This is a genomic window from Geodermatophilus sp. SMS 5-13 (assembly GCF_059428245.1).
In genome coordinates this window covers 2,603,282-2,626,904 of record NZ_CP165729.1, presented here as the reverse complement: position 1 = coordinate 2,626,904, position 23,623 = coordinate 2,603,282, and the positions used below count along the sequence as shown (strand labels likewise).

Sequence of the window (23,623 nt, the reverse complement as noted above, 5' to 3'; positions counted from 1 at the left end):
ATGCTCCCCACCCTGCCCGACCTGGCCCTGGCGCCCGGCCGGCCGCCGCTGCTCCGGGCCGAACCCGCGGGCGGGGCGGTCGGCTGGGCGGCCGAGCACCGCGCCGCGCTGCGCGCCGTCGTCGCCGAGCACGGCGCCGTCCTGATCCGCGGCCTCGGCCTGCGCGACGCGGACGAGGTGGGCGCCGTCTTCCGGCAGCTGGCCGACGCGCTGATGCCCGAGCGCGAGGCCTTCGCCCCCCGGCAGGTGCTCGCCGACGGCGTCCACTCCTCGACGAAGTGGCCGCCCGGCCAGCCGATGTGCATGCACCACGAGCTCAGCTACCGGCTCGAGGTGCCGAGCCTGCTGCTGTTCGCCTGCCTCCTCGCCCCGGCCAACGGCGGCGCGACCGCCCTCGCCGACGGCCCGACCGTGCTCGACGCGCTGCCCTCCGATCTGGTCGACCGGTTCGAGCGGGAGGGCTGGCTGCTGGTCCGCACCTACAACGACGAGATCGGCGCGCCGTGGGCCGAGGCGTTCGGCACCGACGACCGGGCCGCCGTGGAGGACTACTGCCGCGCCGAGGGCATCGAGTTCGAGTGGCAGGACGACGGCGGGCTGCGCACCCGGCAGCGGCGGGCGGCCGTGATCGAGGTCAACGGTCGGCGCACCTGGTTCAACCAGGTCGCCTTCCTCAACGAGTGGACGCTGGACCCCGACGTCCGCGAGTACCTCGTCGACGTCTACGGCGCCGACGCGCTGCCGTTCACCACCCGGTTCGGGGACGGCGAGCCGATCGGCGAGGACGTCGTCACGCTGCTCAACGAGGTCTACGACGCGCACACCGTCCGCGAGCCCTGGCAGGCCGGCGACCTGATGCTGGTCGACAACCTGCGCACCGCGCACAACCGGGAGCCCTACGCCGGCGAGCGGCAGGTGCTGGTCGGGCTCGGAGACCCGGTGCGCCTCTCGGGCACGGAGGTGGGCCGATGACCGCCGTCCCGCCGTTCGCGGTCGTCCCCGGCGCCCAGGTGCAGGCGGTCCTGGCCGGCCGGGAGAAGGAGCTCGTCGAGCTGGTCGAGGCCACCTACCGGCTGCACGGCGCCGGCGACTCGGTGAACCCGCCGTCGTACTTCCTGCGCTTCCCGGACCGACCGACCGCGCGGATCATCGCGCTGCCGGCCTCGATCGGCGGGCAGGTGCGGGTCGACGGGCTGAAGTGGATCTCCAGCTTCCCGGAGAACGTGGCGGCCGGCGTGCCGCGCGCCTCGGCGGTGCTGATCCTCAACGACCACGACACCGGCTACCCGTTCGCCTGCCTGGAGAGCTCGGTGATCAGCGCGACCCGGACCGCGGCGTCGGCGGCCGCGGCGGCCGACTGGCTGACCCGCAGCCGGCGGCGCCCGACGCGCGTCGGGTTCGTCGGAGTCGGGCTGATCGCCCGTTACATCCACGGCTTCCTGGCCGGAACGGGCTGGGCGTTCGACGAGATCGGCGTGCACGACCTCTCGGCGGAGAGCGCGGCGGGGTTCCGCGGCTACCTCGAGCAGTCGGGCACCGCGGCGGCGGTCACCGTGCACGAGAGCGCCGAGTCATTGATCCGCGGCAGCGACCTGGTCGTCTTCGCCACGGTCGCCGGGTCGCCGCACGTGCACGACCGCTCGTGGTTCGACCACGCGCCCGTTGTCCTGCACGTCTCGCTGCGCGACCTGGCGCCGGAGATCCTGCTCGACGCGGTCAACCTGGTGGACGACGTCGAGCACTGCCTCAAGGCGCAGACCTCGCCGCACCTGGCCGAGCAGCTCACCGGCGGCCGCGACTTCCTCGCCGGCACCCTGGACGACGTCATGTCCGGGCGGGTGGCCGTCCCGGCGGACCGGACGGTGATCTTCTCCCCCTTCGGGCTCGGCGTGCTCGACCTGGCGGTCGGCAAGTTCGTCTACGACCGGGTGGCCCGCGCCGGCGACCTGCACGTGGTCGAGGACTTCTTCTCCGAGCTGCGCCGGTACGGGTGAGCACCTCTCCGGACACCGCCGTCCCCGCGCTGCCTCCTGGGGTCTGCCAGGTCTGGTGGGCCCGCACGTCCGACGTGCGCCCGGAGCACGACCTCCTGCTGGCCCCCGAGGACGTGGCGCGGCGCGCGCGGTTCGTGCAGGACGCCGACCGGCGGCGGGCGACGGCGGCCCTCGCCGTCCTGCGGACGGTGCTCGGTATCCACCTCGAGCGGCCGCCGACCGCCCTGGAGATCGACCGCCGCTGCCGGTCGTGCGGCGGCGACCACGGCAAGCCGTGGCTGCCCGCCGCGCCCGACGTGCACTTCTCGGTGTCGCACTCGGGCAGCTGCGTGGCCGTCGCGATCCACCGGGGCGCCGCGGTGGGCGTCGACGTGGAGAAGGTGGAGCGCTTCGAGGAGGCCGAGCCGGCGGCCCTCGCCGAGGACGTGCTCGCGCCCGAGGAGCTGGCCGAGCTGGCCCGCTACCCGGCCGAGGAGCGCTCGCTCGCCTTCACCACCTACTGGAGCCGCAAGGAGGCGGTGCTCAAGGCGACCGGGGACGGCGTCACCGCGTCGCTGGCCGCCCTCGTCGTCACCCCGCCGTCGGAGCCGCCCGGGGTGCTGCGCTGGACCGGCGCGGCGGTGTCGCTGCACGCGCTGCACGCGCCGGCCGACCACGTCGCCGCGCTCGCCGTCGTCGGCGGCCCGCCGGGGCGCATCGACGAGCTCGACGCGCGGCAGCTGCTCGGCAGCGGTCAGAGCAGCCGGCGGCTGCCCTCGGCGACCACGCGCAGCCACCGGTAGCCGTAGCCCTCCAGCGCGAGTTCCACGGTGCCCTTGTCGGTCACGGGTGTGCTGCACTCCTGCAGCAGGTCCTCCAGGCGGTGCCTGCTGTCGCAGCCCTCCAGGGTCAGCGGCACCGTCTGCGGTTCCGAGCCCAGGTTGTGGACGGCGACCATCGCGCCGTCCTCCCAGCGGCACCGGTGGGCGAGCACCGCGGGGTGCGGCTGGTCGAGCACCTCGAATCCGCCCCAGCCCAGCTCCGGGCACTCCCGGTAGCGGCGGATGAGCAGCTTCATGAACGACAGCAGCGACTCGGGGTCGCGGCGCTGGCCGGCCACGTTGACGAACTCGGGCCCGTACCCGCCGGTGGTCAGCGGCCGGCGCAGGATGCGTGGCGGCGCCTGGGAGAAGCCGCCGTTGGGGCCATCGGTCCACTGCATCGGCGTCCGCACCGCCATGCGGCCCTCGAGTTCGGGGTTCTCCCCCATCCCGATCTCCTCGCCGTAGAAGAGCACCGGGGTGCCGGGCAGCGAGAACAGCAGGCTGTGGACCATCCGGATCCGCCGCGGGTCGCCGTCCAGCATCGGCGCGAGCCGGCGCCGCAGCCCGCGGCCGTAGACCTGCATCGACGGCTCCGGCCCGAACGCGGCGAAGACCTCGGCGCGCTCCTCGTCGGTGAGCTTGTCCAGGGTCAGCTCGTCGTGGTTGCGCACGAACGTGGCCCACTGGTTGTCCGGCGAGACCTCGGGCCGGTCGAGCAGCGCCGTCGCCAGCGGTCCGGCGTCCTTGCGGGCCAGCGACAGGTACAGCGCCTGCATGGCGAGGAAGTCGAACTGCATGGTGAGCTCGTCGCCCTCGGGTCCCCCGAAGAACAGCGCCTGCTGGTCGTGCGGCAGGTTGACCTCGCCGAGGATCACTCCCCCGTGCACCCGCCGGCCCAGGAACGCCCGCAGCGCCCTCATGAACTCGTGCGGGTCCGGGAAGTCCTGCTGATCGCCGCCGACGGTGTCGAGGAAGAACGGGACGGCGTCCATGCGGAAGCCGGAGAGCCCCATCTGCAGCCAGAAGCCCATGACCTTGGCGACCTCGTCGCGCACCCGGGGGTTGGTCACGTCGAGGTCGGGCTGCTCCTTGTAGAAGTGGTGCAGGTACCACTCCCCGGTCGGCTCGTTGAACTCCCAGATGCTGTTCTCCGCGTCCGGGAACACCACCTGGTCGCTGGTGTCCGGCGGCTCGTCGGTGCGCCACACGTAGAAGTCGTGGAACGGGGCGTCCTTGCTCCGCCGGGCCGAGCGGAACCACGGGTGCCGGATCGAGGTGTGGTTGACGACGAGGTCGGCGATCACCCGGATCCCCCGGTCGTTCGCCGTCCTGATCACCTCGACCAGGTCGCCGTGCGTGCCCAGCCGCGGGTCGACGCCGTAGAAGTCGGTGATGTCGTAGCCGTCGTCGCGGTCGCCGGTCGGGTAGAAGGGCATCAGCCACAGGCAGGTGATGCCGAGGTCGTGCAGGTAGTCCAGCCGCTGCGCGAGCCCCGTGAAGTCGCCCATCCCGTCGTCGTTCCAGTCCATGAACGTCTGGACGTCGAGGCAGTAGACGACCGCGGTCTTCCACCAGAGATCCGAGGTGTCGGTGATCCTCACTGGAGCGCCACCGCCTGCTGTGGGGTGTCGACGTCGAGCTGCGGCAGCACGTGCTCGCCGAACGCGTCGAGGAAGCCGCGCTGCTCGACGCCGACGTGGTGCAGGTAGACCGCGTCGAAGCCGAGCTCCTGGTACTCGGCGATCCACTCCGCGTGCTGCCCGAGGTCGCCGGAGACCCGCACCACCTCCGCGATGTGCTCCGGGCGGACGTGCGCGGTGACCTGGTCGAACGCCTGGGGGTTGTCGAGGTCCCAGGCCAGGGGCGGCCCCACGGCGCCGCTGCGCCACTGCTCGAAGGCGATCGCGAGCGCCCGCTCCTCGTCGGGGTCGTAGGACAGGTGCACCTGCAGGGCGGCGGTGCCGCGGCCGCCGGCGTCGCGGTAGGCGGCGAGCACCTCGCGGAGCTTGTCGTGCGGCTGGTTGAGGGTGACCAGCCCGTCGGCCCACTCGGCTCCGGCGCGCGCGGTCTCGACGGAGACCGCGGGCGCGATCAGCTGCGGCAGGTGCTCGGGCAGGGTCCACAGCCGGGCGTGGTCGACGGTGACCAGTCCCTCGTGGGTGACCTCCTCTCCGGTCAGCAGCGCGCGGATCACCTCGACGCACTCGCGCAGCCGGGCGTCGCGGACCTCCTTGCGCGGCCACCGGTCGCCGGTGATGTGCTCGTTCATCGCCTCGCCGCTGCCGAGCGCCACCCAGAAGCGGCCGGGGAACATCGCGTCGAGGGTCGCGATGGCCTGCGCGATGATCGCCGGGTGGTAGCGCTGGCCGGGCGCGTTCACCGCGCCGAACGGCAGCGTCGTCGTCGCCAGGGCCGCGCCGAGCCACGACCAGGCGAAGCCCGAGTGCCGCTGAGCGGGGTTCCACGGCGCGAAGTGGTCGGAGCACATCGCCGCGGTGAACCCCACCTGCTCGGCGTGCCGGACCGCGTCCAGCAGCGCGGCCGGGTGGACCTGCTCGTGCGAGGCGTGGAAGCCGATCACGCTCATACGGCCTGCCTACCGGGTCCGCCGCCTCCCCGCAGGCTGCGGTGCGCCGCGCAACCACCTGGCGGGCCGGGCGCGGGGCCATTCGCGCCACTTTCGCCCCTGTCAGGCGGGGGCGGTGGCGCCCTCGTCGGCCTGGCCGAGCAGCAGCAGCCCGGCGTCGGTGTGCTCGAGCGGCGCGGCGAACAGGTAGCCCTGCGCCAGGCCCGCTCCCCCGTCGCGCAGGTGGGTGCGCTGCAGCTCCTCCTCGATGCCCTCGGCGACGATCTCCAGGTCGAGGGTGCGGCCGAGGTTGATCAGGCCGCGCAGGATCGCCGGCATCGCCTCCTTGTCGTCGATGGTGCTGACGAAGGAGCGGTCGATCTTGAGGATGTCGACGGCGAACTGGCGCAGGTGCGACAGCGACGAGTAGCCGGTGCCGAAGTCGTCGAGGGCCAGCTTCACCCCGAGCGAGCGCAGTTCCTTCAGCCGCGCGGCGGCCAGCGCAGGGTCGCGCACCAGCACCGACTCGGTGAGCTCGAGGACCAGCGCCGACGGCGGCAGGCCGCTGTCCGCCAGCGCCTCGCGCACCTGCCGGACGAGGTCCGGCGACCCGAGCTGGGACGGCGAGACGTTGACCGCCATCGACAGCCCGACCTCGGGGTGCTGCCGCTGCCAGCCGGCCGCGGACGCGCACGCCTGGCGCAGCACCCAGGCGCCGATGTCGGCGATCAGGCCGATGTCCTCGGCGACCGGCAGGAAGCGCTCGGGCAGGACGACGCCGAGCGACGGGTGGTCCCAGCGCAGCAGCGCCTCGAAGCCGACGACCCGCTCGCTCTCCAGGTCCACCACCGGCTGGTAGACCAGCCGGAACTGCCCGTCGGGCAGCGCGGACCACAGGTCCTTCTCCAGCTGGAGCCGCTCGGCGGCGGCCGAGCGCATCTGCGGGTTGAAGACGACGAACCGGCCCCGGCCGGCGCCCTTGGCCCAGTACATGGCGTTGTCGGCGTCGCGCAGGAGCGAGCTGCCGGTGCAGCCGACATCGCCGGTGGCGATGCCGATGCTGGCGCTCACGTGCACCCGCGCGGTGCCGAGGTCGAGCGGCTCGCGCAGCTCGGCGAGCACCCGCTCGGCGATGCGGACGGCCTCCTCGGCCCCGTGCGTGTCCTCGACCAGGATCGCGAACTCGTCGCCGCCGAGCCGGGCGAGGGTGTCCTCGGTGCGGACGGCGCCGGTGAGGATCGCGGCCACCTCGCGGATCAGCGCGTCGCCCATCGCGTGGCCGAGGCTGTCGTTGACGTTCTTGAAGCCGTCGAGGTCGAGGAAGACGACGGAGACGTCGGTGTCGCTGCGGGCGATGCGGCGCAGCGCCTGCTCGAGCCGGTCGGTGAACAGCGCGCGGTTGGCCAGCCCGGTCAGCCCGTCGTGGAAGGCCAGGTGCGCCAGCTCGTGCTCGGTGCGCTGCCGGCGGACCCGCTGGCGCACGTCGGCGGCCAGCGCGGCCGCGACGACGGCGGCGACGGCGAGCAGCGCGTGCGCGCCGGCTCCGTCCGCGAGCGGCTGGGTGCCGACGAGCGCGGCCGCCAGCGCGGCGAAGAGCAGCGCCGGGCGGTACCCGGCGCCGGCCGGGCGGGCGTCGTGCGCAGGAAGCTGGTCGTTCACGCTGGGCCTTCCTTCGGGGGCGTGACGACTTTGGCTTCGGCGGGTCCGGACCGGGAATCGAGCCCGCCCGCGCGCCGGCCCCCCGAAGGAGTGAGGTCTCGATCCGGCCACGTGGTCTCCGCCGCGAGCCGCGGACCAGGGCGGACGGCGGACACTGCGCCGACCACGCCGTCCGAGGAGAAGCCGTGCGCCGGCCCCCGGCTCGTCAGCCTCTCCCCGGACCGGGGCGCCGCGTCGAACACGACCGAGCTGACGGTCGAGTGGCGGCCCGGCGGCGCGACCAGCGCCCGGACTGACCGCGGGAGCGCAGCTCGCCGGCCAGCGGGCGCAACACGGCCGGGCCCAGCAGGGGCGGGTGCACGAGCAGCAACGACGGCATGTCGCCATCCTCACCCGCATGGCTCGGCCGGGACGGGGCAAGGTGCGGGCATGACGCCGACGACCGACGAGTGGGGCATCGACGCCACCTGGGTGGACGCCAACGACGAGGAGCACGAGGTCGCCCCGGCGACGATCGAGCGGCTGCGCGAGGTGATCGGCACGCCGCCGGCCGACCTCGAGGACACCGCGCCGATCGTGGCCCGGCCCGGTGACGTGCTCGAGGTCGACGAGGCCGAGGTCGACTGCGAGGACGGGCAGACCCGGCACATCGACGGCGAGCTGCCCGAGGACTTCCCGCTCGGGTACCACCGGCTGCGCACCCCCGACGGCCGGGAGCGGCGGCTGATCGTCTCCCCCGGCCGCTGCTGGCTGCCCGACCGGCGCACCTGGGGGTGGGCCGTCCAGCTCTACGCCGCCCGCAGCCGGGACAGCTGGGGCATCGGCGACCTCGGCGACCTGCGTGCGCTGCGCGACATGGCCACGGACCAGGGCGCGGGCTTCCTGCTGATCAACCCGCTGCACGCCGTCGCCCCGACCACCCCGCAGGAGTCCAGCCCGTACCTGCCGGCCACCCGCCGGTTCCGCAACCCGCTCTACCTCCGGGTGCCCGAGGTCCCCGGCGCCGACCGGGTGGACCTCGGGGACGGCGCCGACCTCAACGACGCCGAGCACATCGACCGCGACGCGATCTGGGCCCGCAAGCGCGAGGTGCTGCGCCGCGTCTTCGACGCCGCCGGCTCCGACGACCCCGCCTTCCCGGCCTGGTGGTGGCACCAGGGCCAGCCGATGCAGGACTGGGGCACCTGGTGCGCGCTCGCCGACGAGCACGGCCCCGACTGGCACACCTGGCCCGAGCGGCTGCGCGACCCGCGCGGCGAGGCGGTGCGCGAGTTCTCCTCCGCCCACGAGAAGGACGTCGCCTTCCACGTCTGGCTGCAGTGGTGCCTGTCCCGTCAGCTGGACGCGGCCGCGTCGGGGCTGACCGTCCTGCAGGACCTGCCGATCGGCGTGGCCGGCGGCGGCGCGGACGCCTGGACCTGGCAGGACGTGCTCGCGCAGGGCGCCAGCGTCGGCGCGCCGCCGGACGCCTTCAACGCCCAGGGCCAGGACTGGGGCTCTCCCCCGCTGATCCCGTGGCGGCTGCGCGCGGCGGACTACGAGCCGTTCATCCAGTCCATCCGCGCCACCATGGCCGGCGCGGGCGGCCTCCGGATCGACCACGTCATGGGCCTGTTCCGCCTCTGGTGGGTGCCGGCCGACGGCGGCGCCGTCGACGGCGCCTACGTCCGCTACCCGGCCGAGGACCTGCTCGACATCGTCGCGCTGGAGAGCGCCCGCGCGCAGGCGCTGGTCGTCGGCGAGGACCTCGGCACCGTCGAGGAGGGCGTCCGCGAGGCGCTCGCCGAGCACGGCATCCTCTCCTACCGGCTGCTGTGGTTCGAGGAGGACGACCCCGCCGAGTGGCCGGCCGCCGCCATGGCCGCGGTCAGCACGCACGACCTGCCGACCGTCGCCGGCCTCTGGACCGGGGAGGACGTCGAGGAGCAGCGCGAGCGCGGCACCGGCTCGGACGAGGAGCTGGAGGCCGGCCGCACGGGGCTGCTGGCCAAGCTCACGGGGGTCCGGAAGAACGCCGGCCCCGAGACCGCCGTCCGGCGGGCCTACGAGCGGCTGGCGACCGCGCCGTGCCTGCTGCTGTCGGCCACCCTGGAGGACGCCGTCGGCGAGCGCCGGCGGCCCAACATGCCCGGCACCACCGACCGGCCCAACTGGTCCCTGCCGCTGCCGGTCCGCATCGAGGACCTGCCCGAGCACCCGCTGCTGAAGGACGTCGCCCGCACGCTGGCCGAGGGCGCGGCACGCCGGGGGTGAGCCGTCGAACGGATGTTCGACGGACGTGCCACACTTCGGTCGTGGCGGGCGGGATGTACCGGGGTCGGTCGGGTCGCTCCCTCGGGGAGCGGGCGGCCGACTCCGGCGTCCGCCCCGACTCGCCGCCACCCGCCGCGCCGCCGCGGGAGGACACGGAGGGCCGGCACTGCTGGGTCCGCGACCCGCCCGACGCCCCCGGCACCTGGCCCGGGCTGCTCATCGAGTGGCGCCGAAGGGACGGCGGGTGGCAGGGGCGGGTGGCCTACACCGTCGTCGGCCCGCACGGCCCGGCGCTGGTCGAGACGTGGCTGCCCGCGGCCCGGCTGGAGCCGCGTTAGCTGCGTCGCCGCGCGGGCTATGGCTGGGGGCATGACCACACCCGATCGACCGACGCTCGACGACGTCATGGAGACCACCGAGTCGGCCCCGCCCGACCACAGCCAGCACGGCAAGGGCTACGACCGGCCCAACGACGACGAGCTGGAGCACCGCACCGAGCACGAGCGGCAGATGGTCGGCTCCGACGACGCCGACCCGGCGGGCGCCGACGAGCACTCCGCAACGGATTGAGGACGCCGCTGCAGGCCGACCTGGCCCCGCGTCAGGTCGCCTGCAGCGCCCGCGTCCGGCCGAGGACGACGCTCAGCACGAGGGTGCCGGCGACGAGGCTCCCCGTGAGCAGCGCGACGGCGGGCCACCCGGCGGCGTCCCAGGCCCGGCCGGCGAGCGTGCCGCCCACCGATGAGCCGACGTAGTACCAGAACGAGTAGAGCGAGGCCGCCTGGCCCACCGCCCGGCCACCCGCGGCGGCACGGACCGCCACCCAGCCGCTGGCCACGCTGTGCGCGGCGAAGAAGCCGACCGTGAGCACGCACAGCCCGGCGACGAACACCGCCAGCGGCTCGGCGAGGGTCAGCGCGACCCCGCCGCCCATGATGGCGACCGCGACCGGCACCACCGGCCGCCGGCCGACCCGCCCGGCGAGCTCCCCGGCGGCCGCCGACGACGCCGACCCGAGCAGGTAGGCGACGAAGACCAGCCCCGCGACCGCCGGCGAGAGCGCGTACGGCGGGGTCTCCAGCCGGAAGGTCGCGGCGTTGTAGGCGGCCACGAACCCGCCCATGAGCAGCGCCGCGACCCCGTAGAGGCCGAGCAGCACCGGATCGGTGAACGCGTCGCCGAGCTGGCGCAGCAGCGGGCGGTCCCGCGGAACCGGCCGGAACCGGCGCGACGGCGGCAGCAGCAGCCGGACGGCGACGGCGCACGCCACCCCGAGCGCGGCGACGCCGGCCAGCGCCGTCCGCCAGCCACCGACCTCGACGAGCAGCCCGCCGAGCAGCCGCCCGGTCAGCCCGCCGATCGCGTTGCCGCTGACGAACAGCCCGACCGCCCGCGCGCCGACCGAGGGGTGCAGCTCCTCGCGCAGGTAGGCGACGGCCACGGCGGGCAGCCCGGCCAGCGCGAAGCCCTGCAGAGCGCGCAGCACGAGCAGCACCGGCCAGGACGGCGACGCGACGAGCAGCACGCCGAGCAGGGCGGAGGCGGCCAGGCCGGCGTGCAGGATCCCGGTCCGGCCCCGCCGGTCCGAGAGCGGGCCGAGCACCAGCAATCCGATGGCGAGCCCGGCGGTCGCGCAGGAGACCGACAGTGTCGCCGCGGCCGACGAGACGCCGAACGAGCGGGCCAGCTCGGGCAGCAGCACCTGCGTGTCGTAGAGCATCGCGAAGACCGCGACGCCGGCCAGGAAGATCGCCAGCGAGGCCCGGCGGAAGCCCCGCTCGCCGGCCCGATGCCCCTCGGAGAGCGCCTCGGCCTGCGCCGTCCCCACGCCGCTCCGCACTCCCCCATCGTCCTCCCCGCCCCGGAGCGGGTTGGCTGGGGCCGTGCCCCGCGCCGGTGCGGGTGACCGCGCGGGCCGTCCTGGGACCATGGGGCCCGTGACCGCGAACCGGCTCCGCAACGGGGCGCTCCTCTGGCTGCTGACCCTCCAGTTCTTCGCCGTGGAGACCGTCGCCCAGCTGCAGTGGCCCGGCTCGTACTCCCGCGCGGACGACGTCATCAGCGACCTGGGCACCGCGGTCTCGCCCGCGCACCTGGCCATGAACGCCTCGTTCGTCCTCCAGGGGGTGCTGATCCTCGGCGGCGCGCTGCTCCTGCGGCCGGCGCTGCGCGGGAGGGCGGCGGTCGTGGCGGAGGTGCTGCTGGGCATCGCGGCCCTCGGCGTCCTGCTGGTCGGCGTCTTCCCCTCCGACGGCAACAGCACGCTGCACGCCGTCGGCGCGGTCGCGCACCTGCTCGGCGGCGGGCTCGGGCTGATCGCCCTCGCCTACGCCGTCCGCCCCCGGTCGGAGGCCCTCGGGACGACGCTCGCCGTCCTCGGCCTGCTCGGCACCGCGCTGACGATCTTCTTCCTCGACGACATCACCGAGTGGCTCGGCCGGGGCGGCACCGAGCGCGGCGCCGCCTACGTGATCCCGATCGGGCTGGCCCTCGCCGGCGCCGTCCTGTGGCGGCTCGGCGCGGACGGCGACGAGCGGCGGGCCCGCCGCGACGAGGAGCGCGCGGCGCGGGCCGAGCAGGCCGCCCAGCGGGACGCGGCGCTCGAGGCGGCCGCGGGGGACGACGCCGAGGAGCCCGAGGACCCGTGGGCGCCGTCGGTGCGGGAGAAGCGCGACCGCTGATCAGCCGGCCGGCTCGACCCGCAGCACGTCGGCGACCGGCCGCCGCCCGCTGGCCGGCGGGGTGAGGCCGGCCGGCGGGTAGCCCATGCGCAGCAGCATCTGCGGATAGCCGATCAGCGAGAGCCGCTGCCGCAGCCGGGTCCGGGCCACCGGCCAGTCCAGCGCCTGGGTCAGCGGCGAGGCCACCAGCCCCTCCGCGGTGGCGAGCAGCAGCACGTGGCCGAGCGCCTGGCCGGCCTGCAGCCACGCCGCGCGGTCGTCGCTCTCGGTGCCGAACAGGACGACGGTCGGCCGCTCCACCTCCGGCGGCGGGGCGTCCGGGTCGCCGCCGGCGCGGAACAGCCGCTGCTCGCGGGAGCTGACCGCGAAGTCGCGCACCAGCCAGTTCGACGGCCGGTCCCGCGGGTCGCCCTCCGGGACCGCCTCCACCGGCACGCCGTCGACGGCGCCCGGGTCGGTGCGCATCCAGCTCTCCAGCTCCTTGAGGTACTCGGGCTCGCGCTGCTCCATCTCCTCGGCCTGGGAGAGCAGGAAGACGGTGGCCACCTCCTCCTCGGAGCGGGTGATCGACTTGACCCACAGCCCGTACGCGCCGGCCACGCGCTGCATCCGGTCGAGGACCTCGGTGGGCACGGCCCGCGGCTCGAAGGCGGCGCGCACGGTGTGCCGGCGCTCGATGGCCTCGGCCAGGGCGCGGTCGTCGTCCGTGGCCTCGCGCGGGCCGGTCACCCGGATGCTCGCCAGGTGGTCGGAGTCGGCCGGGTCGGGCAGCAACTCGACCGCTGCCTCGGCGCCGGCCGCGCGCAGCGCGACGACGGCGAAGGCGACCGCGATCCCGCAGCTGATCACCTGCTGGCGGCCGGTGGGGTCGAGCACCGGCAGCGCCCGCGCCCGGTCGTAGAAGACGTCGAGCCGATCGGGGACGGCGGCGAAGCGCCACGGCTGGGTGTTGTGGATGGACGGAGCCCGCGTCGCGGCGGTGACGATCTGCGCCCAGTCGATGTCCTGCACGGCCCCAGCCTCTCCCAACGCCCGGCTGCGCACCACGCCGCGTCTGACGAGGATGGGGCCATGACCAGTGCTGCCGGCTCGCTGGACGTGATCCCCGTCGACGAGTGCTACGAGCTGCTCGCCGCCCAGGAGGTGGGCCGAATCGGGGTCAACGCCGAGCACTTCCCGCTGATCATCCCGGTCAACTACGGCATGGACGGGCGCACGATCGTCATCCGTACGCATCCGGGCACCACGCTGTCGGCGGCGTCGCACGCCAACGTCACCTTCGAGGTGGACGAGATCGACCGGCGCGCGCGCACCGGCTGGAGCGTGCTGGTCCGCGGGCTGGCCGAGGAGGTCGGGCCCGAGCACCGGGCCGGGCTGGTCGAGCGCACGCACGCCACCGGCGTCCAGCCGTGGGCGCCGGGTGAGCACGGCAACTGGCTGCGGATCATCCCGCAGGAGATCAGCGGCCGGCGGATCGTCCCCGGGCAGCTGCCGTGGGGCGTCGACGACCGCGCGTACCTATAGGACCTCCCCGGCCCGGACGACGACCCGCGGCGGGGCGTGGCGGGCGAGGAGGTCGACGGTGCGCGCGGCGTCGTGCACCAGGAGGTCGGCCGGGGCGCCCACCCGCAGCCGGTACGACGGGAGCCCGAGCACCCGCGCGGCCGACGTCGTCACCAGGTCGACGAGCACCTCCAGCTGCTGCGCCGAGCGCAGGTCGAGCAGGTGCGCGGCCAGGAAGGCGACCTCGAGCAGGTTGTGCCGGCCGAACGGGTAGTAGGCGTCCTCGATGTCGTCCTGGCCGAGCGCGACCGCGACGCCCGCGGCCAGCGCCCGCTCGACCGGCAGCGCGACCGACCCGGTGTGCGGATCGCTGACCAGCCCCAGCCCGGCCCGGCGGACCAGCGCGAGGACGGCGGCCAGCCGGTCGGCGTCGTAGTGCCCGAGGGCGCGGGCGTGGCAGGCGACGCCGCGCCCGGTGAGGCCGTGGCGCAGCATCGCCTCGGCGAGCATCCGGGTGGTCTCGTACCGCGGGTCGGGGGCGTCGTCGGTGAGCATCGCGACCGGCAGCCCGCGGCGGGCGGCCAGCGCGCAGGCCCACTCGACGTGCCGCTCCTGGTCGTCCGGCGACTCCTCGATCCACGGGATGCCGCCGACGACGTCCGCGCCGAGGTCCAGCGCCTGCTCCACGAGGCCGGCCGCGCCCGGATCGCGCAGCACACCGTCCTGGGGGAAGGCGACCACCCGGACGTCGACCCGGCCGGCGAACTCCGGCTTCGCGGCGAGCACGGCCTCGACCCCGATCAGCCCGGCGGCGGTGTCGACGTCGGCGAAGGCCTGCACGTGCAGCACGCCGTGGCGCAGCCCGTCGGTGAGCGCCTGCCGGATGTTGGGCAGCAGCCGCTCGACCGTGTAGTGCCGCTTCACCGCGCTGGCCAGGTCGATGGCGGCCGCCGACTCCGCCATGCCGCCGACGGTGTAGGCCCGCAGCGCCTCGTCGCCGATGAGCGGCAGCGTTCGGACCTTGTCCAGGTGCAGGTGCGCATCGACGAACGGCTCGGTGACCAGGCCGCCGTCCGCCGGGACGACGCCCGCGCCGTCCGGGACCGGCCGCTCGCCGGCCGGGACGATCGCGCGCACCGTGCCCCCGTCGCACTGGACGTCGACGACGTCCCCGCTGCGAAGCCGCGCCTCGGTCACCACGAGCACAACGGCATCCTGGCAGCTCAGGCGGCGGTGCCGGCCTCCTGCGGCGCCGGGACCGGCGGCCGCACCCGGCCCCTGCGTCGGGACAGCGCGACCCCGACGAGGCACACCGCTCCCCCGACGAACGCCAGCGCCGGCGGCACCTCGTCGAGCAGCAGCCAGCCGAGCAGGATGACCAGCGGCGGCACCAGGTAGGTGGTGACGCCGAGCTTGCCGGCGTCCATCCGCGCGAGGGCGTAGGCCCAGGTGCTGAACGCCAGCGCCGTCGGGACGACGCCGAGGTAGACCATGCCGGCGATCGACGACCCGGAGGCGCCGGCGAGGTCGGTGACCAGGGCGCCGGCCCAGGGCAGGCAGCACACCGCGCCGATGGCGCAGGCGGTGGCGGTCACCTGCAGGCCGGGCAGCCGGCGCAGCAGCGGCTTCTGCGCGACGACGCCCATCGCGTAGGTCAGCGCGGCGACCACGCAGAGCACGACGCCGAGCAGGTCCGCCTCGGCGCTGCGGGTGGCCAGGCCGATGAGGACGACGCCGGCGAAGGCCACCGCGATGCCGGCGACCAGCCAGCGCGGGAAGCCCTCGCCGAGGAAGAGCCCGGCGAACACCGCGATGAGGATCGGGCCGATGTTGACCAGCATCGCCGTCGTCCCGGCGTCGAGGTGGTGCTCGGCGGCGTTCAGGGCGACGTTGTAGACGCCGAACCAGCCGACGCCGCAGATGGCCAGCAGGCCCCACTCCCGGCCGGTCGGGCGCACCCAGCCGCGGCGGGCCAGCAGCACCCCGAGGACGGCGGTGCCGACCAGCAGCCGGCCCAGCGCCAGGGCACCCGGCGAGAGGTCGTCGCGCACGCCGCGGATGCCGATGAAGGCCGACGCCCAGGCGAAGATCGTGACGGCGACGGCCACCAGGACGGGGACGGGGCGGGAGGTGGTGCGCACGTCCGCCGACCCTAGGTCGGCGGTCCGACGCTTCTCCGGCGGATTCCGGACACGGACGCCGACGTGGCGGTCGGCCTGCGGGGGTTGGCAGGAACCGCGCGGTCAGCCCTGCAGGTGCTCGGCGTAGGTGCGCCGGCCGCGCTCGCCGGAGGTGGGCAACGAGGCGCCGTCCCGGATCGCGGCGCTGAGCTTGCCGGGGATCGGGGTGGCGACCACGTGCGTGCTCGGCTCCCGGGCGGCCGCCCAGGCCCGCGCCAGATCGGCGGCCGAGAGGTCCTCGGGACCGCCGTACTCGACCACTCCCCCGGTCGGCGCGCGGCCGACGACGTCCACGATGTGCGCGGCCACCTCGCCGGTGTCCACCGGCTGCACGCGCCAGCCCATGGGGACCGGCAGGACGGGACCGCGGCGGGCGGTGGCGAGCAGGTGGTCGACGAACTCGTGGAACTGGGTGACCCGCAGCAGCGTCACCGGCAGGCCGGAGGCCAGCAGGATCTGCTCGGCGGCGAACTTCGCGCGGTAGTAGCCGTACGGGATCGTGTCGACGCCGACGATCGAGACGTGGACCAGTTGCCGGAGCCGGTCGCGGTCGACCGCCTGGACCAGCCGGCGGGTGCCGGCCACGTCGATCTGCCAGGGGTCGCCCTGCGGATCGGTGGCCGCGTGGACGATCACCTCCGCGCCGGCGAGCGCCTGCGGCAGGTCGCGGCCGGTGGCCAGGTCACCGCGGACGCCGCCGGGGCCGGCACCCCGCCGGGACATCTGCTTCACGGTGTGGCCGGCGTCCTGCAGGGGGCCGGCCAGCCGCCGTCCGAGCCGTCCGGTTGCTCCGGTCACGAGAACGTCCACGTGCCGCAGTCTGGCCGGACCGACCGCCGCCGCGCACCCTTGCCGGCATCGTGTCGCCGCGGTCTGCGGATCGTCGGCCCTGCTCAGGTACAAGATCACCTCGGGTCCAGCGGTGTCTCAGCGCGCGGGAGGCACCGCTGGACCGGAGGTGATCATGAACCCGGTGCGAGAACGAGCCCCGTCGGTCGATGCCCCGGAGGGGTGGCGCCGGAGCTGCGATCTCCGACGAGGGGTCATCTCCGCGGGGTGAGGGCCGGAGGGTGCCCGACACACGACGCTGGGCGGCCAGGCGGCGAAGGGTTAGGCGCATGGACACAGGGCCGTCGGCAGCGTCCGGGGGAACCGGGCCGCCGCCCACGAACCCCGGCGACCGGCCGGGGCTTCGTCGGTTCAACGACGCAACGGAGCGGTTCACCGCTCGCGTGGCGCAGACCAAGGGGCGCATCGACGCCTCGCGGGTCGGTCACGTGCAGCGCCGGTTCGTGAAGGCGGATCTGGCGAACCAGGCGATGATCCTCGCCGCCCTCGCCCTGTCGCTGCTGCTGCCGGTGCTGGTGACCCTGGCGGCGCTGGTGCCGCTCGGGGCGGCGAACTCGCTGCCGGCCGTGGCCGGAGCCCGCCTGGACCTGAGCCCCCAGGCCGTCGCGGACCTGCAGCGTCTGTTCCCCAGCCGGGACGCGGTCCGCGGCGCCTCCACCGTGTTCGGCAGCCTCTTCACGCTGCTGTCGGCCTACGCCTGGCCCACGGCGCTCCAGCGCGGCTACGAGATCGCCTGGGGGGTGACCTCGCAGGGCTGGCGGGGACTGTGGCGCCCGCTGGTGTGGCTGATCGCCTTCGTGACCGCCGGCGCACTCCTGCTCGTCCTGCCGCGGACGGGGCTGGCCGCCCCCTGGCGGACGATCCTGCTCCTCGTCCTCTGGACGCCGATCATCTTCGTCTGGAGCTGGTGGACGCAGCACTTCCTGCTCCGGGGCGCCGTGGGGTGGCGGCAGCTGGTTCCGGGCGCCGTCGCCATGACCGTCGGACTGATCGCACTGCGCGCCTTCGCGGCCGTCTGGCTCTCGACCGCGATCAGCTACAACTTCGCGCGCTACGGCCCCCTGGGCATCGTCTTCATGCTGCTGACCTGGCTCACCGTCCTGAGCATCGTCATGCTGGGCGGCCCCGTCCTCGGGGCGGCGCTGCACGAGCGCCGCGTGCAGGAGGCAGCCGCACAGGAGGCGGCCGCGCGGAAACCGGCGGACGGCACCGATCTCCTCGCCGGACTCCGTGAGAAGGCCGCGCTGGTGATACCCCCGCCACGCGCCCGGGACGCGGAACACCCGGCCGAGAGCTCGGACGAGAAGTGAGGTGGTCCGGGCCCTTCGGCCGATGAGTTCCGCCGGACGGGCCGGTCTACCGGGACGTACGCCATCGAGCCACCGAGTGGAGACCCGCCATGACCAGTCCCGCACACGCCGGCCGCATGCTGTTCGTGACCATGCCCGTCGCGGACGTCGAGCGCAGCAAGGCGTTCTTCGCGAAGCTCGGGTTCAGCTACAACCCCGACATGAGCGACGAGTCCGGCGCCTGCATGCCGGTCGGCGAGCAGGCCTTCGTGATGCTGGCCAGCCGGGGGAGGTTCGCGGAGCTCTCCCCGTTGCCGATCGCCGACCCCACCACACACGCGTTGGCGCTCTACTGCTTCAGCGTGGCCTCCCGCGACGAGGTCGATGCGGTCAGCGCCGCCGCGCTGGCGGCGGGCGGCACCCAGGCGGATGACGCCGAGGACTTCGGCTTCATGTACTCGCGCAGCTTCTTCGACCTCGACGGCCACGGCTGGCAGGTCATGTGGATGGACCCGATGGCGGCACAGCAGGGCCCGGAGGCGTTCGCGGCCTCGGCGCAGGACGCCGACGCCCCGGCCTGACCGCCTGAGCCGACGCCCCCTGGGGAGACGGGGGTAGCCGTCGACTCCTGCGACGGCCGTGACGAACGGTTCCCGACCGTCCGGCGGTGGTCCCCGTCACGCCGCCGGCGCGTGCCTACCGTCCCCGCATGGCCCTGAACCACGCCGCCTCCGGCTCCTGCGACCCCGCCCGCGTCCGCCATCTGCACCTGGTCGCCGCGGCCCGCGCCAACGCCGTCCAGCCCGCGACCGCCCAGCAGGTCGCCGACATCGTCCGCGTCACCGTGGACGACGAGGTGGACACGACCACCTTCCGCGCGATCGTCACGGACGTGTCGGCCGACGTTCTGCGCTGACACGCCGGAGGATCGCCCGACGGGACAGGTCCGTCACAGCGTGGCGCGCCGCTCGCATCTCACCTGCGAGATAGCGTTGACCGGTGACGGTGACCGACCTTCTTCCCACCACCGCCGGAGCTGAAGAAGACAGCGCCATGCGGCGGATCGGCATCCTCGTCCGCGACGCCCGACGGCACCGTGGACTCACGCAGCTCCAGCTCGCCGAGCGCCTCGGCACGAGCCAGAGCGCCGTCGCCCGCATCGAGCAGGGCGGCCAGAACCTCACCCTCGAGCTGCTCGGCCGGCTCTCGGCAGCACTGGACAGCGAACTGATCAGCCTCGGCCCCAGCACCCCGGCGGGTCCCGCCCACCTGCGCGTCACCGGTGGGCGGAACCTCCGGGGTGCGGTGACGGTGAAGTCGTCGAAGAACGCCGCGGTGGCGCTGCTGTGCGCCGCGCTGCTCAACCGCGGCCGGACGACGCTGCGCAACGTCGCCCGCATCGTCGAGGTCGACCGCATCCTCGACGTGCTGCGCTCGATCGGCGTCGAGGCCACCTGGGACGTCACCGGGCGCGACCTCACCCTCGTCGTCCCCGAGCGACTGGACCTGGCCGGGATCGACGCCGACGCCGCCCGCCGCACCCGCAGCATCATCATGTTCCTCGGCCCGCTGCTGCACCGGGCGCAGACCTTCCAGCTGCCCTACGCGGGCGGCTGCGACCTCGGCACCCGCACCGTCGAGCCGCACATGATCGCGCTACGCCCCTTCGGCCTGCAGGTCGAGGCGCGCAGCGGCGAGTACCACGCCACCGTCGCGCCGCCCGCCGCCCGCCACCGGACCATCGTGCTGACCGAGCGCGGCGACACGGTCACCGAGAACGCCCTGCTCGCCGCCGCCCGCGCCGACGGGACGACGACCATCCGCAACGCCAGCTCCAACTACATGGTCCAGGACCTCTGCCTGTACCTGCAGCTGCTCGGCGTGGCCATCGAGGGCCTCGGGACGACGACGCTGGTGGTGCAGGGCCGCCCGGTGCTCGACGCCGACGTCGACTACACGATCAGCGAGGACCCGGTGGAGGCGATGAGCCTGCTCACCGCCGGCATCGTCACCGACTCCGAGCTGACCGTCCGGCGGGCTCCGGTGGAGTTCCTGGAGATCGAGCTCGCCGTCCTGGCCGAGATGGGCCTGCGGATCGAGCGGCCCCCCGACTACCTGGCCGACAACGGGCACACCCGGCTGGCCGACCTCACCATCCGGCCGTCGACGCTCCGGGCGCCGATCGACAAGATCCACCCGATGCCGTTCCCGGGCCTCAACATCGACAACCTGCCGTTCTTCGCGGTGATCGCCGCGCACGCGGCCGGCGAGACGCTGATCCACGACTGGGTCTACGACAACCGGGCGATCCACCTCTCCGACCTCACCCGGCTCGGCGCGAACGTCCGGCTGCTCGACCCGCACCGCGTGCTCGTCACCGGGCCCACCCGCTGGTCGAGCGCCGAGGTGGTCTGCCCGCCGGCGCTGCGGCCCGCGGTGTGCATCCTGCTCGGGATGCTGGCGGCCAAGGGCACGAGCGTGCTGCGCAACGTCGACATCATCGCCCGCGGCTACGAGCACCTCTACGAGCGGCTGGTCGAGATGGGCGCCGACATCGAGGTCTTCCACGACTGACGGTCCGCCGCGACGATGAGGGCGTGACCGACCTCGCCAGCTCCGCCGAGACGAGGCTCTCGCGCCTGCTCGAACGGCTGCTCACCGCCGCGGAGGCGTCGCTGGCCGCGGGTGACCTCGAGCCGGCGCGGACCACGGCCGAGGAGGTCCGCGCCGTCGATCCCGACAACCGGCGGGCCGCCTCGATCCTGCGGCGGGTGGCCGGCCGCCAGCTCGGGCCGTCCGGCGAGCGGGCGCTGATGACGCTCGTGTTCGCCGACCTGGTCGGCTCCACGACGCTGTCCGAGCGGGTGGAGCCCGAGCAGCTGCGCGACCTCTACGCCGTCTACCGCGCGGCGGCCCGGGAGGCGGTGAACCGCTACAGCGGCTCGGTGATGCACTACGCCGGCGACGGCATCCTCGCCGGCTTCGGCTATCCCGAGCCGCACGAGGACGACGCCCGGCGGGCCGTGCTCGCCGCGCTGGACCTGGTGACGGCGATCCGCGACGCCCGCGGCGAGCTGGAGCGCCGCTTCGGCGTGACCGCTCAGGTGCGGGTCGGGATCCACACCGGCCGGGTGGTGGTCACCGACCTCAGCGACGACAGCTCCGTCGCCGAACGCGACTCGATCGTCGGGCTGGTGCCCAACCTCGCCGCCCGCATCCAGTCCGAGGCCGACCCCGGCATGGTGGTGATCAGCGACGTCACCCGGCAGCTGGTGGACGCCGACTTCTTCCTCCACTCGGTCGGCGAGCGGCAGCTGAAGGGGATCAGCCGCCCGGTCGAGGTCTTCACCGTCGAGCGCCCCCGCTACGCCGCGGCGCGCTTCCAGTCCGACCGCTACCGCAAGGCCGGCCTGGTCGGCCGCGACGCGCCCCGGGACCGGCTGCTCTCGGCGTGGCAGGCCGTCCGCGCGGACGACGGAGCCGCCGCGAGCGCCTTCCTCGTCGTCGGCGAGGCCGGCATCGGCAAGTCCCGGCTGGTGGCCGAGCTCCTGGACCGGGTCGAGGCCAGCGGCGGCCGGGTGGTCGGCGTCGCGTGCCTGCCCTACTACGCCAACGTCTCGCTGTGGCCGGTCACCCGGCTGCTCGAGCGCGGCGTCGCCCGGGCCGGCCAGGAGGGCGACCGGCTCGGCTGGCTGGTGCGCACGCTCCGCGCGGTCGGGCTCGATCCCGCGCGGATGGTCCCCTTCCTCGGCCCGCTGCTCGCCATCCCGCCGAGCGCCGAGTACCCGGCGCCGGAGCTGGACCCGGGAGCCTTCCTCGACGAGACCATCAACCGGCTGGTCGACTGGCTGGCCGCCGTCGCCGAGGCGACACCGTGCCTGTTCGCCGTCGAGGACCTGCACTGGGCCGACCCCTCGACCCTCGGCCTGCTCGGCCGGATCGCCGAGCGGCTGCCGCCCCGCCTGCTCGCCGTGGCGACCACCCGCGAGGACGCGATGATCGTGTGGCGCGAGCAGGTGTGCGTGCTCACCCTGGACCGGCTCGACGGCCCGGCCGCCTCCCGGCTCGTCGACAACCTGGCCGCCGGCAAGACCCTGACGGCGGACCAGCGGGCCACGATCATCGAGCACGCCGAGGGCATCCCGCTGTTCGTCGAGGAGCTGACCCGCTCGAGCCTGGACGCGCAGCGCACCGAGCCGATCCCGCTGCGCCTCCAGGAGCTGCTCACCTGGCGGCTCAAGGTTCCCGGGGTCGACCTCCGCGTGGTGCAGGTCGCGGCGACCATCGGCCCGACCTTCGACCCCGCCACCGTCGCGGCGGTCGTCGGCGACGAGCAGGTCGTGACCGACCAGCTGGCGGTCCTGACCGAGGCGGGCATCGTCGAGCCGGTCGGCCTGAGCCTCGGCACCTACCGCTTCCGGCACGCCCTGATGCGCGACGCGGCCTACGAGACCCAGGTCCTCGACGTCCGCCGGCGCACGCACGCCCGGGTGGCCGACGTCCTGACCGAGCACGCGGCCGAGCCGGCGCTCATCGCCCAGCACCTGGACCTGGCCGGGCAGGCCGACCACGCCGCCGGGCTCTACCTCGTCGCGGCCCAGCTCGAACAGGGGCGTGGCGCGCACGCCGAGGCCACGCGGCTGGTCTCCCGCGCGCTCGAGCTGCTCGAGTCGATGCCCGAGTCCGACGACCGCGACCTCAACGAGCTCGTCGCGCGGATGCTGCGCGGCCTGTCCGTCATCTCGATGCACGGCTACGCGGCGCCCGTCGTCCGGTCGGACTACCGGCGCGCCGAGCAGCTCGCCACGCGGCTCGGGCGCCCGGAGGTGGTGTCGGCGCTGATCGCGCTGTGGGGCTACTGGCTGGTGAGCGGCGCCCTCGCGACCGCCCGCGGCGTGGTCGGCCGGCTCACCGCCATGGTCCAGCAGCCCGCCTTCGCCGCGTTCGCCCCGGAGGTGGAGGCCTGCGCCGGCTACAGCGACTTCCACCAGGGCCGCCTCCCGTCGGCGGCAGCGCACCTGGAACGCGCGATGGCCGGCTTCGCCGCCCGGCCGGCCGGCCAGACCGTCACCCCGGTCTGGTCGCTGCCCCAGGACCCGGTGGCCGCCTCGGCCGCGGCGCTGGCGTGCGTGAGCACCGCCCGCGCCGAACCCGACGCCGGGCACTGGGAGCGCGAGGCCCTGCGGCGGGCCGAGGAGATCGGGTTCCCGCGCGGCCCGATCAGCACGGCGCTGGTCAAGACCTACACGTCGTGGAACCGCCGCTTCGTCGGGGACGACGACGCCGCCCGGCGGCTGGGCGCCGAGGTCGCGGCCATCGGCGAGGAGTACGGCTCCGCGTTCTGGTCGACGCTCGGCGACGCCTACGTCTCGGTCGGCACGCCCGGCAGCGAGGAGGACCGCGCGCACCTCGAACACGCCATCGCCACGCTGCGGCTCATGGGCCAGGAGTCCTTCGCGGCCGCCAACCTCGCCTACCTCGCCCGCCTGGAGGCGGCCGCCGGCGAGGCCGACCGGGCCGACGAGCACCTCGCCGAGGCCTTCGACGTGGTGCTGCGCACCGGCGAGGACCTGCACCTGCCCGAGCTGCACCGCCAGCGGGCCCAGGCCACGCTGGCCCGCGGCGGGGACGGCGAGCGGGTCATCGCCGATCTCACCCAGGCCATGCGGACGGCGAAGTGGCAGGGCGCGCGGCTGTGCCGCCTGCGGGCCGCCCTCGACCTCGCCCGGCTCCCCGTCGCCACCCGGCCCGAGCGCTGGCGGACCCTGCTCGGCGAGGCCCGCGCGGACCTGCCGCCCGGGGTCAGCACCCCCGAGACGACCGCCGCGGACGAGCTGCTGCGCTGA

21 protein-coding genes are annotated in these 23,623 nt (G+C 74.8%); 13 read left to right on the top strand and 8 right to left on the bottom strand.

Annotated elements, in window-relative coordinates:
• From AB3388_RS12825 to AB3388_RS12815, 3 genes are read left to right on the top strand one after another with little or no spacing between them, the layout of a single operon-like run.
• Entirely contained in the window at nucleotides 1-972 is a 972-nt protein-coding gene (locus tag AB3388_RS12825; RefSeq protein ID WP_495411154.1) for a TauD/TfdA family dioxygenase, read from the top strand.
• Entirely contained in the window at nucleotides 969-1,994 is a 1,026-nt protein-coding gene (gene sbnB, locus AB3388_RS12820) for a 2,3-diaminopropionate biosynthesis protein SbnB (RefSeq protein ID WP_495411153.1), read from the top strand. The genes AB3388_RS12825 and sbnB overlap by 4 nt, the downstream gene beginning before the upstream one ends.
• Nucleotides 1,991-2,776, top strand: coding sequence for a 4'-phosphopantetheinyl transferase family protein (locus AB3388_RS12815; protein ID WP_495411152.1), 786 nt, complete (start codon nucleotides 1,991-1,993; stop codon nucleotides 2,774-2,776). Before sbnB ends, AB3388_RS12815 begins: the two co-directional genes overlap by 4 nt.
• Here AB3388_RS12815 and AB3388_RS12810 read toward each other — a convergent pair.
• The 3 genes from AB3388_RS12810 to AB3388_RS12800 form a co-directional block, all read right to left on the bottom strand.
• On the bottom strand, nucleotides 2,728-4,398 hold the full coding sequence (locus tag AB3388_RS12810; protein ID WP_495411151.1) for an alpha-amylase family protein: 1,671 nt from the start codon (nucleotides 4,396-4,398) through the stop codon (nucleotides 2,728-2,730). The two genes, AB3388_RS12815 and AB3388_RS12810, sit on opposite strands and share 49 nt — an antisense overlap.
• Nucleotides 4,395-5,384, bottom strand: a complete 990-nt coding sequence (locus AB3388_RS12805; RefSeq protein WP_495411150.1) for a TIGR03885 family FMN-dependent LLM class oxidoreductase — start codon at nucleotides 5,382-5,384, stop codon at nucleotides 4,395-4,397. The genes AB3388_RS12810 and AB3388_RS12805 overlap by 4 nt, the downstream gene beginning before the upstream one ends.
• Nucleotides 5,385-5,486: 102 nt before the next feature.
• Nucleotides 5,487-7,022 (bottom strand): putative bifunctional diguanylate cyclase/phosphodiesterase, encoded by a 1,536-nt coding sequence (locus tag AB3388_RS12800; protein ID WP_495411149.1) that lies wholly within the window; start codon nucleotides 7,020-7,022, stop codon nucleotides 5,487-5,489.
• 429 nt (nucleotides 7,023-7,451) lie between these two features.
• Between AB3388_RS12800 and malQ the strand changes: the two genes are divergently transcribed.
• The 3 genes from malQ to AB3388_RS12785 are packed head-to-tail and all read left to right on the top strand — an operon-like array spanning nucleotide 7,452 to nucleotide 9,845.
• A complete protein-coding gene (malQ, locus tag AB3388_RS12795; RefSeq protein ID WP_495411148.1) occupies nucleotides 7,452-9,275 on the top strand; it encodes a 4-alpha-glucanotransferase in 1,824 nt (607 codons plus the stop codon).
• Nucleotides 9,276-9,316: 41 nt separating this feature from the next.
• Nucleotides 9,317-9,613, top strand: coding sequence for a hypothetical protein (locus AB3388_RS12790; protein ID WP_495411147.1), 297 nt, complete (start codon nucleotides 9,317-9,319; stop codon nucleotides 9,611-9,613).
• Nucleotides 9,614-9,644: 31 nt separating this feature from the next.
• Nucleotides 9,645-9,845: a hypothetical protein gene (locus AB3388_RS12785; protein WP_495411146.1), complete on the top strand. Its 201-nt coding sequence runs from the start codon at nucleotides 9,645-9,647 to the stop codon at nucleotides 9,843-9,845.
• A 31-nt stretch (nucleotides 9,846-9,876) separates the two neighbouring features.
• Here AB3388_RS12785 and AB3388_RS12780 read toward each other — a convergent pair whose 3' ends face one another.
• Nucleotides 9,877-11,115 carry an MFS transporter gene (locus tag AB3388_RS12780; RefSeq protein WP_495411145.1) on the bottom strand — a complete coding sequence of 413 codons (1,239 nt, stop codon included), beginning with the start codon at nucleotides 11,113-11,115 and terminating at the stop codon, nucleotides 9,877-9,879.
• An 88-nt stretch (nucleotides 11,116-11,203) separates the two neighbouring features.
• On the opposite strand from AB3388_RS12780, the gene AB3388_RS12775 reads away from it, so the two are divergent.
• Nucleotides 11,204-11,956: a DUF998 domain-containing protein gene (locus tag AB3388_RS12775; RefSeq protein ID WP_495411144.1), complete on the top strand. Its 753-nt coding sequence runs from the start codon at nucleotides 11,204-11,206 to the stop codon at nucleotides 11,954-11,956.
• Here AB3388_RS12775 and AB3388_RS12770 read toward each other — a convergent pair whose 3' ends face one another.
• Entirely contained in the window at nucleotides 11,957-12,967 is a 1,011-nt protein-coding gene (locus tag AB3388_RS12770) for an Acg family FMN-binding oxidoreductase (RefSeq protein ID WP_495411143.1), read from the bottom strand.
• A 60-nt stretch (nucleotides 12,968-13,027) separates the two neighbouring features.
• On the opposite strand from AB3388_RS12770, the gene AB3388_RS12765 reads away from it, so the two are divergent.
• Complete coding sequence (locus AB3388_RS12765) at nucleotides 13,028-13,480, top strand: pyridoxamine 5'-phosphate oxidase family protein (protein WP_495411142.1); 453 nt, start codon at nucleotides 13,028-13,030, stop codon at nucleotides 13,478-13,480.
• Here AB3388_RS12765 and AB3388_RS12760 read toward each other — a convergent pair.
• From AB3388_RS12760 to AB3388_RS12750, 3 genes are all read right to left on the bottom strand, one after another.
• On the bottom strand, nucleotides 13,475-14,665 hold the full coding sequence (locus AB3388_RS12760; protein ID WP_495411141.1) for an amidohydrolase family protein: 1,191 nt from the start codon (nucleotides 14,663-14,665) through the stop codon (nucleotides 13,475-13,477). The two genes, AB3388_RS12765 and AB3388_RS12760, sit on opposite strands and share 6 nt — an antisense overlap.
• Nucleotides 14,666-14,682: 17 nt before the next feature.
• Nucleotides 14,683-15,600 (bottom strand): DMT family transporter, encoded by a 918-nt coding sequence (locus AB3388_RS12755; protein WP_495411140.1) that lies wholly within the window; start codon nucleotides 15,598-15,600, stop codon nucleotides 14,683-14,685.
• 102 nt (nucleotides 15,601-15,702) lie between these two features.
• Complete coding sequence (locus AB3388_RS12750; RefSeq protein WP_495411139.1) at nucleotides 15,703-16,449, bottom strand: SDR family oxidoreductase; 747 nt, start codon at nucleotides 16,447-16,449, stop codon at nucleotides 15,703-15,705.
• 422 nt (nucleotides 16,450-16,871) lie between these two features.
• Here AB3388_RS12750 and AB3388_RS12745 point away from each other — a divergent pair, with 422 nt between their 5' ends.
• The 5 genes from AB3388_RS12745 to AB3388_RS12725 all read left to right on the top strand — a co-directional run bounded on the left by AB3388_RS12745 (nucleotide 16,872) and on the right by AB3388_RS12725 (nucleotide 23,623).
• Nucleotides 16,872-17,798 (top strand): YhjD/YihY/BrkB family envelope integrity protein, encoded by a 927-nt coding sequence (locus AB3388_RS12745; RefSeq protein ID WP_495411138.1) that lies wholly within the window; start codon nucleotides 16,872-16,874, stop codon nucleotides 17,796-17,798.
• Between the two features lie 89 nt (nucleotides 17,799-17,887).
• Entirely contained in the window at nucleotides 17,888-18,358 is a 471-nt protein-coding gene (locus AB3388_RS12740; RefSeq protein ID WP_495411137.1) for a VOC family protein, read from the top strand.
• 128 nt (nucleotides 18,359-18,486) lie between these two features.
• Complete coding sequence (locus AB3388_RS12735; RefSeq protein WP_495411136.1) at nucleotides 18,487-18,693, top strand: hypothetical protein; 207 nt, start codon at nucleotides 18,487-18,489, stop codon at nucleotides 18,691-18,693.
• 137 nt (nucleotides 18,694-18,830) lie between these two features.
• Nucleotides 18,831-20,351, top strand: a complete 1,521-nt coding sequence (locus tag AB3388_RS12730) for a helix-turn-helix domain-containing protein (protein ID WP_495411135.1) — start codon at nucleotides 18,831-18,833, stop codon at nucleotides 20,349-20,351.
• 23 nt (nucleotides 20,352-20,374) lie between these two features.
• Entirely contained in the window at nucleotides 20,375-23,623 is a 3,249-nt protein-coding gene (locus AB3388_RS12725) for an ATP-binding protein (protein WP_495411134.1), read from the top strand.

Excerpts from the sequence above, each read along its gene's own strand:
- AB3388_RS12825 (WP_495411154.1), top strand. The coding sequence starts at position 1 with ATGCTCCCCACCCTGCCCGACCTGGCCCTGGCGCCCGGCCGGCCGCCG.
- sbnB (WP_495411153.1), top strand. The coding sequence starts at position 969 with ATGACCGCCGTCCCGCCGTTCGCGGTCGTCCCCGGCGCCCAGGTGCAG.
- AB3388_RS12805 (WP_495411150.1), bottom strand. The coding sequence starts at position 5,384 with ATGAGCGTGATCGGCTTCCACGCCTCGCACGAGCAGGTCCACCCGGCC.
- malQ (WP_495411148.1), top strand. The coding sequence starts at position 7,452 with ATGACGCCGACGACCGACGAGTGGGGCATCGACGCCACCTGGGTGGAC.
- AB3388_RS12785 (WP_495411146.1), top strand. The coding sequence starts at position 9,645 with ATGACCACACCCGATCGACCGACGCTCGACGACGTCATGGAGACCACC.
- AB3388_RS12775 (WP_495411144.1), top strand. The coding sequence starts at position 11,204 with ATGGGGCCCGTGACCGCGAACCGGCTCCGCAACGGGGCGCTCCTCTGG.
- AB3388_RS12765 (WP_495411142.1), top strand. The coding sequence starts at position 13,028 with ATGACCAGTGCTGCCGGCTCGCTGGACGTGATCCCCGTCGACGAGTGC.
- AB3388_RS12740 (WP_495411137.1), top strand. The coding sequence starts at position 17,888 with ATGACCAGTCCCGCACACGCCGGCCGCATGCTGTTCGTGACCATGCCC.
- AB3388_RS12735 (WP_495411136.1), top strand. The coding sequence starts at position 18,487 with ATGGCCCTGAACCACGCCGCCTCCGGCTCCTGCGACCCCGCCCGCGTC.
- AB3388_RS12730 (WP_495411135.1), top strand. The coding sequence starts at position 18,831 with ATGCGGCGGATCGGCATCCTCGTCCGCGACGCCCGACGGCACCGTGGA.